The organism is Veillonella parvula (assembly GCF_018366295.1).
GTDB classification, from domain to species: Bacteria; Bacillota; Negativicutes; order Veillonellales; family Veillonellaceae; genus Veillonella; species Veillonella parvula_P.
Genome location: NZ_JAGZIJ010000001.1, coordinates 615,769 through 627,103, shown reverse-complemented (window position 1 = coordinate 627,103; position 11,335 = coordinate 615,769). Strand labels below are relative to the sequence as shown.

10 protein-coding genes are annotated in these 11,335 nt (G+C 39.0%); all 10 read left to right on the top strand.

Features of this window, described 5'->3' with window-relative positions; all coding sequences use genetic code 11:
* The coding region (locus KHY58_RS03045; protein ID WP_278471919.1) for a DUF3793 family protein at window positions 1-528 on the top strand (528 nt) is incomplete at its 5' end.
* A gap of 10 nt (window positions 529-538) precedes the next feature.
* The gene (locus KHY58_RS03040) at window positions 539-958 is read left to right on the top strand and encodes a flavodoxin (protein ID WP_004696544.1); all 420 of its coding nucleotides are present in this window, start codon (window positions 539-541) and stop codon (window positions 956-958) included.
* Window positions 959-1,356: 398 nt separating this feature from the next.
* A complete protein-coding gene (locus tag KHY58_RS03035; RefSeq protein ID WP_278471916.1) occupies window positions 1,357-1,989 on the top strand; it encodes a helix-turn-helix transcriptional regulator in 633 nt (210 codons plus the stop codon).
* A gap of 9 nt (window positions 1,990-1,998) precedes the next feature.
* Window positions 1,999-3,210 (top strand): diaminopropionate ammonia-lyase, encoded by a 1,212-nt coding sequence (gene dpaL, locus KHY58_RS03030; protein ID WP_012864621.1) that lies wholly within the window; start codon window positions 1,999-2,001, stop codon window positions 3,208-3,210.
* A 12-nt stretch (window positions 3,211-3,222) separates the two neighbouring features.
* Window positions 3,223-4,533 (top strand): YgeY family selenium metabolism-linked hydrolase, encoded by a 1,311-nt coding sequence (locus tag KHY58_RS03025; RefSeq protein ID WP_105086678.1) that lies wholly within the window; start codon window positions 3,223-3,225, stop codon window positions 4,531-4,533.
* Window positions 4,534-4,685: 152 nt separating this feature from the next.
* On the top strand, window positions 4,686-5,879 hold the full coding sequence (gene ygeW / locus KHY58_RS03020) for a knotted carbamoyltransferase YgeW (RefSeq protein WP_105086677.1): 1,194 nt from the start codon (window positions 4,686-4,688) through the stop codon (window positions 5,877-5,879).
* 68 nt (window positions 5,880-5,947) lie between these two features.
* On the top strand, window positions 5,948-6,883 hold the full coding sequence (gene arcC / locus KHY58_RS03015) for a carbamate kinase (RefSeq protein ID WP_004696535.1): 936 nt from the start codon (window positions 5,948-5,950) through the stop codon (window positions 6,881-6,883).
* Between the two features lie 54 nt (window positions 6,884-6,937).
* Window positions 6,938-8,266: a putative aminohydrolase SsnA gene (ssnA, locus tag KHY58_RS03010; RefSeq protein WP_105086676.1), complete on the top strand. Its 1,329-nt coding sequence runs from the start codon at window positions 6,938-6,940 to the stop codon at window positions 8,264-8,266.
* A gap of 28 nt (window positions 8,267-8,294) precedes the next feature.
* A complete protein-coding gene (locus KHY58_RS03005) occupies window positions 8,295-9,986 on the top strand; it encodes a selenate reductase (protein WP_105086675.1) in 1,692 nt (563 codons plus the stop codon).
* Complete coding sequence (hydA, locus tag KHY58_RS03000; protein WP_105086674.1) at window positions 9,983-11,332, top strand: dihydropyrimidinase; 1,350 nt, start codon at window positions 9,983-9,985, stop codon at window positions 11,330-11,332. The genes KHY58_RS03005 and hydA overlap by 4 nt, the downstream gene beginning before the upstream one ends.
* Window positions 11,333-11,335: the final 3 nt, after the last annotated feature.

Sequence of the window (11,335 nt, the reverse complement as noted above, 5' to 3'; positions counted from 1 at the left end):
GCACCGGCAATTCGAGGTGTTAAGCTATCGAACTTGGTTTCTATTCCACGGGACATGAATGAACAAATCCAATTTGTATTGATAGAGTATAATAAAGCGTTCAATGAAAAAGGATTGTTCTTCTTTGAATTATGTCGTTGTAAAGCGCGAAGACTATTATTGGTATTCCGTGAGAAGCAATTAAGAGACTATGTACGCCAACCTGCGGTGATGTTATTTTTGAAAGCCTACGGTTATCATGATCGAATGAGCATTATGGAGATGCTTGAACATCTTAGATATCGTATGGAAGTAAGCATTGAGTTTCCACATGAAATCGGCATTTTTTTAGGTTACCCATTAAAGGATGTGAAATGTTTTATTTCTTATCGTGGTGGAGGATACCGAATGTGCGGAGAGTGGAAGGTTTACCATGATGTGGTAAATGCGCAACGCTCTTTCTTGTGTTACAAAGCATGTCGTGAATTTTGTCAAACTCAATTGATGTTGGGAAAAACATTTAGTTCATTGGTCGCAAGAACGGCCTAGGAGGTACAAGATGATTGGTGTAATTTTTTGGTCCGGTACAGGCAATACAGAACGCATGGCTTATGAAGTAGCTGAAGGTATTAAAGCTGCAGGTCAAGAAGTTGAAGTAAAATCCGTTTCTGAAGTATCTGTTGATGAAGCAGCAGCTTATGAAAAATTAGCTCTTGGCTGTGCTGATATGGGTGCAGAACAATTAGAAGAAGGCGAATTTGAACCATTCTACACTGAACTAGAAGGCAAGTTGAGTGGTAAAAAAATAGCGATCTTTGGCTCCTATGGTTGGGGTGGCACTTGGTTGGAAGACTGGGGCACTCGAATTAAAGATGCTGGTGGCGAATTAGTGGCTGATGGCGTAGCAATCTTGGGCGAACCTGATGATGATGGTAATGCACAATGCCAAGAATTAGGTAAAACATTAGCAAATGCTTAATTTGATTTCAACTACTAAATAAATACTAATAGTTAATAATAAAAAGGCTGTAATGACGATAAGTCGTTATTACAGCCTTTTTTGTATGTATTTATGATTGATAGGATGAAGCATAGGTCATTAAAAATTTTAATATCATTAAGTAAATGTGATGAAAATCATAATATTTATTTATCTTTATCTCTATTCGTGTATATAAGCGTATAATTATAAATAACTTTAATGCATAATTATATTGCATTTTTGTACACATAGTCCTATAATTTAGTTAAAGAACCTAACAAAAATTTAGGTTAATACAAAAATAGTTAGGGTTAATTTTATATTAGCTATTAATCGGGCTGGCGTAATTTAAATTGGAAAGGTTAATTAATGACATTGGAAGAGGGGTTATTTCAATGAGTACATTAGAGCGAATAAAAGTCATAGCCCATGGATTAGCGGCGCAATTTGGCCCATCCTGTGAAGTATTGATTCATGATTTAAAAGGGGATATCAATTCGTCTCTTGTATATATTGAGAATGGAACTATAACTAATCGACATGTTGGTGATGGTCCATCGCATGTGGTTTTAGATGTGCTGAGTCATGACGATGGTAGCGAGGGTAGATTTGGTTATCTCACAAAAACTAAAGATGGCCGAATATTAAAATCTTCTACCATGTATATTCGTGATGATACAGGTCGTATAGCATACTTGTTGGGGATTAACCAAGATATAACAGAGTTTGTTTTGATGCATCGACTTTTGGATAGTCTGGTCAATACAGGTCAGGAAGATGCAGGATCTGTTGAAAAAATTACGACAAGTGTATCGGAGCTATTAGATGATTTATTACTAGACGTAGAACGTATAGTTGGTAAACCAGGACCATTGATGAATAAGGTGGAACGCTTAAAAGCTATAACCTACTTAAACGAAAAAGGGGCTTTTCTTATCTCGAAGTCTTCTGAGAAGATAGCAGAGTATTTTAATATTTCTAAGTTTACTCTTTATAGTGATTTAAATACTATAAAGGAAGAATCCTAGGAGGCAAATATGGAACGAATTCAGTGGAAGCGTAATACGATGGCACCATCAAGTGACAAGTTTTTGTCCGTTATGGATGTTAGAGAGGTTAAGAAAGCTAAAGCGTTTCATGAAAGTTTTCCACAATATAGCATTACTCCACTTGTATCGCTTAAGAATTTAGCGTCTTATATCGGTGTTGATGCACTCTTTGTAAAAGATGAATCTTACCGATTTGGCCTTAATGCATTTAAGGTATTAGGCGGTTCCTATGCGATGGCAAAATATGTGGCGCAACAAACTGGTAAAGCTGTTGAGGATGTACCATATGATGTATTAACATCTGCAAAATTAAAAGAAGAGTTTGGTCAAGCTACATTCTTTACTGCAACTGATGGTAACCACGGTCGCGGTGTAGCATGGGCAGCCAATAAATTAGGTCAAAAATCTGTAGTATTTATGCCAAAGGGCTCTACAGAATACCGCAGAAAACAAATCGAAAATGAAGGCGCTACCGTAACAATCGAAGACTTCAATTACGATGAGTGTGTACGCTTAGCAACTAAAAAGTCTAAAGAAGTTCCTAACGGTGTTGTAGTTCAAGATACTGCATGGGAAGGTTATGAAGAAATTCCAAACTGGATTATGCAAGGCTATGGCACAATGGCTATGGAAACAGCAAATCAATTAGAAGCTGATAATTGTAAAGTTCCTACACATGTATTTGTACAAGCTGGTGTAGGTTCCCTTGCCGGTTCTGTAGTGGGTTACTTCACTAATCTATACAGCAATGTGGCTAAAAAACCTAAATTAGTGGTTGTAGAAGCGGCAGCAGCAGCTTGTTTATACAAAGGAGCTGTAGCTGATGATGGTAAACCTCGTATCGTAGAAGGTGATTTAGAAACAATCATGGCAGGTTTAGCTTGTGGTGAACCGAACACGGTTTCTTGGGATATTTTAAGAAATCATGCAGATGTATTCGTTTCTGCGCCTGACTGGGTGGCACGTTTAGGCATGCGCGTTGGTGGTGCACCAATTAAAGGCGATACTCCAATTACTACTGGTGAGTCTGGTGCAGTTCCATTAGGTCTTGTAATGGCAATTATGACGATGCCGGAATATGAAGACTTACGAAAAGAGTTAGAATTAGATGCGTCTTCAAAGGTACTCTGTTTCTCCACTGAAGGTGATACGGATCCTGAAAGATATAAAAACATTATGTGGTATGGTGAAGATCGTTAGGAGGCATTAATTATGGATTTACAAGCAATTAAACAAGCAGCGGCAACTTATGGCCCAGCGATGACAAAGTTTTTACGTGAGATCGTAGCATTTCCAGGAGAAAGTGCTGAAGAAAAAGATCATGTAAAACGTATAGAACAAGAAATGAAAAACCTAGGATTCGATGAAGTTGAAGTAGATCCTATGGGGAATATTCTCGGATATATGGGCACAGGGAAAACTCTCATTGCTTTTGATGGACATATTGATACAGTTGGTATTGGCAATCGTGACAATTGGGATTTTGATCCATATGATGGTTTCGAAGACGAAACTAAAATTGGTGGCCGTGGCGTATCTGATCAATTGGGTGGTATTGTATCCGCTGTATACGGCGCTAAGATTATGAAAGATTTAGGACTTCTAAGTGATAAATATCGTGTACTTGTTGTAGGCACCGTACAAGAAGAGGACTGCGATGGCCTTTGCTGGGAATACATGATTAAAGAACGCAATATCCGTCCTGAATTCGTAGTATCCACTGAGCCAACTGATGGCGGTATCTATCGTGGGCAACGTGGTCGCATGGAAATCCGCGTAGACGTACAAGGCGTATCTTGCCATGGTTCTGCGCCGGAACGCGGTGACAACGCTATCTATAAAATGGCAGATATTCTTCAAGACATTCGTGATTTGAATGCTAATTCTGCCGATGAAAGCACAGCAATTAAAGGTCTTGTTAAAATGCTTGACCCTAAATTCAACCCTGACCATTACGAAGAAGCTCGCTTCTTAGGTCGCGGTACAGTAACTACTTCCCAAATTTTCTATACTTCTCCAAGCCGTTGTGCAGTAGCTGACTCCTGTGCTATTTCCTTGGATCGTCGTATGACTGCTGGTGAAACTTGGCAAAGTTGTTTGGCAGAAATCGAAGCGTTGCCACATGTTAAAGAATATGGTGCGAAAGTATCCATGTACGAATATGCTCGTCCATCTTGGACTGGTTTAACCTATCCAATCGAATGCTACTTCCCAACATGGGTAATTCCTAAAGATCATAAAGTAACAGAAGCTTTGGAAGAAGCATACACTAGCTTATATGGCAATGAACGTATTGGTGCAGAAGATACAGTTGAAATGCGTAAAGCTCGCCCATTAACTGATAAATGGACATTCTCCACAAATGGTGTATCTATCATGGGCCGTAATGGCATTCCATGCATTGGCTTCGGTCCTGGTGCAGAAGCACAAGCACATGCACCTAACGAAATTACATGGAAACAAGATCTTGTAACATGTGCTGCTGTATATGCATTATTACCATCCGTATATTGCAAAAATTAATATCACATACATTGAATTAGATTTAATATAAACGGAATAACTGGAAATAGTTGATATTTAGAATTTCATATAGTGCCTCACTATTTGATGAGGCATCGTATAAAGTTAGATCCTAAGTAGCCCTTTAGGGAATTGAAAGAGAGGACTTACAGATGACAGACTTCAATAAAAGTATTGAAACTTTACAAAAATTAGACGTTAGTAAAATGTACGGCGAAGATTTCTTCCTAACTTGGGAAAAATCTGATGACGAATTAAAAGGTGTTTGGGCCGTAGCTGATGCATTACGTGCTCTTAGAGAACGCAATATCTCCACTAAAGTATTTGACAGTGGTCTTGGCATTTCCTTATTCCGCGATAACTCTACAAGAACTCGTTTCTCCTTTGCTTCCGCTTGTAATTTGCTAGGTCTTGAAGTTCAAGATTTAGATGAAGGAAAATCTCAAATCGCTCACGGTGAAACAGTTCGTGAAACAGCTAATATGATTTCCTTTATGGCAGATGTTATTGGTATTCGTGATGATATGTATATCGGTAAAGGTAATGCTTATATGCATCAAGTTTCCGATGCAGTTAAAGAAGGTCACGAAGATGGTGTACTAGAGCAACGCCCAACACTTGTAAACCTCCAATGTGATATCGACCATCCTACACAAATCATGGCTGATACAGCTCATATCATCAAAGAATTCGGCGGTGTAGAAAACCTTAAAGGCAAAAAGATTGCTATGACTTGGGCATACTCCCCATCTTATGGTAAACCTTTATCCGTACCTCAAGGTGCTATTGGTTTATTCACTCGTCTCGGTATGGAAGTTGTATTAGCCCATCCAGAAGGGTATGAAGTAATGCCGGAAGTTGAAGAAATCGCTAAGAAACAAGCTGAAGCTAGCGGCGGTTCATTCCGTAGAACTAACGACATGAAGGATGCTTTCAAAGATGCAGACATCGTATATCCTAAGAGCTGGGCTCCATTCGGTGCAATGGAAAAACGTACAAAACTGTATGGTGAAAATGATCATGAAGGTATTAAAGCATTAGAAAAAGTTCTTCTTGAAGAAAATGGTAAACATAAAGATTGGGCATGTACGGAAGAGATGATGAGTCTCACAAAGGACGGCAAAGCTCTTTACTTACATTGCTTACCAGCAGATATTACAGGTGTAAGTTGTGAAGAAGGCGAAGTAGATGCAACAGTATTTGATCGCTATCGCATACCTCTTTATAAGGAAGCAAGCTACAAACCATATGTTATTGCAGCTATGATTTTCCTTAGCAAATTTAAAAATCCTGTAGAAACCTTAAAAGAATTAGAACGGAAGGGAACCGAACGAGTTCAACCGTAAAGTAAAGTTTAGGGGCCATCCGTATTGATGGCTCCTTTTATTCTTAATAGTTTGTTATGAGGCATAACATGAAAAAGAGAGTTGTAGTAGCATTAGGGGGAAATGCATTAGGCAATTCCTTACCAGAACAGAAAATTGCTGTAAAAAGTACAGCTAAAACAATTATTGATTTAGTAGAAGCTGATTGTGATGTAGTGGTAACACATGGTAATGGACCTCAAATTGGTATGATCAACAATGCGATGGCTGCATTGACTCGTGAAGTAGAAGGTCAACCAAACACTCCATTATCTGTATGTGTAGCAATGAGCCAAGCTTATATTGGTTATGACTTACAAAATGCTCTTCACGAAGAGCTCTTAAATCGTGGTATTAAAGATTTGCCAACAATGACTATGGTTACACAAGTACTTGTTGATCAAAATGACCCAGCTTTTCAAAATCCTACAAAACCAATTGGTCATTTTATGACTCAGGAAGAAGCTGAATACGCAGAAAAGAATTACGATTATGTGGTAAAAGAAGATGCGGGTCGTGGTTATCGTCGTGTGGTGGCATCTCCAGCACCAAAAGAAATCATTGAACTAGAAGCAATTAAAGGTTTAGTAGGTAAACAATTAATTGTTGCTTGTGGCGGGGGAGGTATCCCAGTAACTAAAGAAGGCAATGAACTTCATGGTGCAGCTGCTGTTATCGATAAAGACTGGACTAGTAGTTTATTGGCCCAAGAAATTGATGCTGATGTTCTCGTTATTTTAACAGCTGTTGAAAAGGTTGCTATTAACTTTGGTAAAGAAAATGAAAAATGGCTTGATGAAATAACCGTTACACAAGCTAAAGAATATGTATCAGCTGGTGAGTTTGCAGAAGGCTCGATGAAACCAAAGGTAGAAGCCGCTATAGCATTTGCAGAATCCAAAAAAGGCCGTGTCTCAATTATCACATTATTAGAGAAATCTAAAGATGGTATAGCAGGAAAAACAGGCACACGTATCGTATTATAATAATATATAAGTTTATAAGTATGCATTTCAACGAATCGTTGAGGAGGTGCCCACATGATTATATTAGGAAAAGGTACTGTTATTACTCGCGACGCTGATAGACCTATCATTTATGATGGTGCTGTTGCTATCGACGGGACTCAAATTGTTGATATTGGTAAATATGATGAATTATGCAAAGCTTATGCAAACGCAGAAATTATTGATGCTCATGGTGGCCTAATTATGCCAGGTTTCATTAATGCACATCATCATATTTACTCCGCTCTTGCACGAGGCTTATCGTTGCCAGGTCCAGCACCGACTAACTTCGGTGAAATCTTGGAAGGACTTTGGTTCTACTTAGATAATAAATTGACGGCTCCAGATGTAAAAGCAAGTGCATTACTTACGTATTTAGGCTGTATCGAAAATGGTGTAACTACTATTTTTGACCACCATGCAAGTTATGGTGAAGTTCCTAACAGCTTATCCATCATTGCAGATGTAGCTAAACAATTCGGCGTTCGCTCATGTTTATGCTATGAAGTATCCGACCGCAATGGCGTAGACCAAATGAAAGCCGCTGTTGCAGAAAACGTACGTTTTGGTAAAGAAGCAAAACAAGATCCATCCAGACTGGCGGCGATGATGGGCTTGCATGCATCTTTCACATTGAGCACGGAAACATTAGATTATGTGAAAGCTCATAATGAGGATCAGTTGGGATATCATGTTCATGTTGCAGAAGGTCCTGAAGATGTGGCAGATAGTAAAGAAAAGTATGGGATGACACCTGTTAGACGTCTCGTAGAGGCAGGTATTTTAGGCCCTAAGAGCATCGCTGGTCACTGTGTACACGTAACTGACGAAGATGTGGCATTATTGAAAAAATCTCAAGCTAAGGTCGTACATAACCCAGAAAGTAACATGGGTAATGCAGTAGGCACGACAGATATCTTGAAACTATTAGATGCAGGAATCACTGTTGGTCTTGGTACAGATGGTTATACAAATGATATGCTCGAATCTTATAAAGTAGCGAATTGTCTTGTGAAACATGAGCAACATAAACCATATGTAGGCTGGGGAGAAGTACCTTATATGCTATTTGAAAACAACCGCAAAATGGCTAATGAATTCTTCGATACTACGGTAGGCATCCTTAAAAAAGGTGCCGCAGCTGACGTAATTGTTCTTGATTACGCAGCACCAACACCACTTGATGAAAACAACATCAATGGTCACTTACTATTCGGTGCTAATGGTATGTATGTGGTAACAACTATTAGTGATGGTGTACTACGCATGATTGATCGTAAATTACAAGGCATTGATAAAGCTGAAGTAATGGACGAAGTTTTAGCAACATCTAAAGGTTTATGGAAACGACTAAACCCATAACGCAAGCGCTTTAAAGGAGTGTGACATTATGAGTGACATTATGTATCCGGTAAGTTTCGGAAATTTGATGAACCACATTATAACTGAGTACAAGATGTACAATCGCATTTACAATGTAAATAAAATTCATCGTACGAATCATGATCAACGCTTATCTATCTTTGGTAAATCCATTGAAAATCCTGTAGGTCCAGCAGCTGGTCCTAATACACAGTTGGCACAAAATATTGTGGCATCTTATGTAGCTGGTGCTCGTTGCATTGAATTAAAAACCGTACAAATCATGTACGGTGAAGAACTAGGTATTCCTAGACCTTGTATCTACTCTGTAGATGAAGCATATAATGTAGAATGGTCTTCTGAATATAGCTGTGATGAAGCTGCTGATGAATACATTAAAGCTTGGTTCGCATTAAAATTAATCTCTAAAGAATTAGGATTAGGCGATCCAGATGGATTCTTATTCATCATGAGTGTTGGCTACAACTTGGCTGGTATCAAGAGCCCTATGGTTGATAAATTCATCAACACAATGCGCAGTGCATCTCAATCTCCAATGTGGGATACTTGCAAACAATGGTGCCTTGACCACGTAGATGAATTTGAACATATCGATGCTGATTTCATCAACTCCATTGGTGATGAACTTTGTCAAGCAATCACATTGTCCACAATGCACGGTTGTCCAGCAGAAGAAATCGAATCCATTTGTTCGTACCTTATCAGTGAAAAAGGTCTTCACCTATACTTAAAATGCAACCCTACATTGTTAGGTCCAAAACGCATTAGAGAATTATTGGATAACGCTGGCTTTGAGTACATTGACTTTGAAGATCACCAGTTTGAAGTTGACCTTCAATTTGACAAAGCTGTTCCGATGTTAGAGCGTCTTATCGCTCTTGGTGAAAAACACAATAAGATTTTCGGTGTTAAATTGACAAATACATTCCCTGTACAAATTCACAACAATGAATTGCCAGGCGAGCAAATGTATATGTCTGGTAAATCCTTGTTACCTGTAACAATTGGTGTGGCTGAGCTCCTAAGTGCTCAATTTGGCGAACGTTTACCTATGTCTTATAGTGGTGGTGCTGTAAAACAAAATATCAAAGCTATCTTTGATTGTGGTATTTGGCCTGTAACAGTATGTACAATTCTTCTACAAGGTGAAGGTTACAATACTTTCAAAGGCTTAGCAGACGAAGTGGAATCTACTGATTACAATGCTGCTTTAAAAGTTCATAAAGAACTTATAGCTAAACTCGCTAAAGACATCGCTGAGAACAAAATCTTCAAGAAGAGCGATGCTATGAAGAAAAAACGCGAAGCAATGCCATCCTTCCCTGGTACACATAGCTCTGACTACCACTGCCGCGTAGTGTGTGGTGCTTGTGTTCGCGTATGTCCTAATAGATGTAATGAAGTCGTTACTGTAAATGATGCTAAATTGATCGTCCATGTTGATCAAAGCTGTAATGAGTGTGGTAACTGTGCATGTCATTGCGTAGAACCTTGTCAACCATACAAGGATCGCATTACATTCTTCCACAATGCTGAAGCTTTAGCAGATAGTACAAATGATGGTTTCTACATCAAAGGTACTAGCTGTGGTTATCGCTTTAAAGGTGAAGAAGCCGTATGTGACATTGATGCATTACCTGAAGAATTGAAAGGAGTTGTACATGCCTTCTGTAAAGAGCATGTGTACTATGTATCATGATTATCATACAACAAGGGGACTTGGTCTTAACTGATCGAATCCTTACCGGAGATTTACTAATTGATAGCGACAAAATTGTCGCCATCGATGAACACATTCCTGTTCCAGACGGGGCTAAAGTAATTGATGCAAAAGGTTGTTATGTGTTCCCAGGATTCATAGATCCTCATACACACTTTCAGATGACAAATGCATTAGCGTCTACTGCGGATGATTTTGATAGTGGTACAAAAGCCGCTATTCTTGGTGGGACAACATCAATTATTAACTTTGCTTCTCCTGAGGAAGGATCCCTTTGTAAAGGTTTAGAAGTTCACAAGGAGCGTGCCTTAGGGCATTGCTCCTGTGACTACAAATTCCATATGGAGCTTGTAGAAATGAATGAAGAGGTATCTCATGAAATACCAAAGGTTGTAGAAGCTGGTGTATCGTCTTTTAAAGTGTACCTAGCGTATGGCTTCCGTTTAACAGATCGAGAAATTTATGATGCTATTGAAGCTATAAAACCAACGGGGGCGCTTGTAGGGGCTCACTGTGAAAACGGTGATCTTATCGATGCCTTTGTAGCAGATAAACGTAAACGTGGTGAATTAGATGTAGACAATCATCCACTCACAAGACCGGCCATGATTGAATCGGAAGCGATTAAGCGATTTAGTACAATTGGTGCTGCATTAGAGTATCCCGTGCATATTGTGCATGTAAGTTCTAAAGAAGGTGTAGATGAAGTTCTACGTGAGCGGGCATTAGGACATCAAGTCACTTGTGAAACATGTCCACAGTATTTGGTGCTTGATGAATCACGATATAAATTACCTGATTTTGAAGGGGTTAAATTTGTGATGAGTCCTCCACTTAGAACGATACGAGATCAAATGGCATTGAAGGATGCACTAGTAAATGGTGTTTTTCAAACCATTGGTTCCGACCATTGTAGCTTTACCTTTAATGATCAAAAATTAAAGAGTCGGTATGACTTTACCCGAATTCCTGGAGGTATTCCTGGAGCCGAAGAACGGGGTATCATTGCTTATGATGTGTTGGTTAACCAATGCAATATGAGCGCTGTAGATTTTATGAAATTAGTTAGTGAAAACCCAGCAAAGCTATATGGCATGTATCCCAAGAAGGGTACATTAGCTGTAGGTAGTGATGGGGATATAACAATTGTAGATAAGCATATAGAACATGTGCTTTCAAAAGAGTCCGCCCATACAAAGGCTGACTATATACCTTACGAAGGAATATCTGTAACTGGCAAGGTTCGAGATGTTATCCTTAGAGGTCACCATGTGGTACAAGATGGATCCTTAACAGAATCATATCTTGGTGAATGTATTCCTTAATGA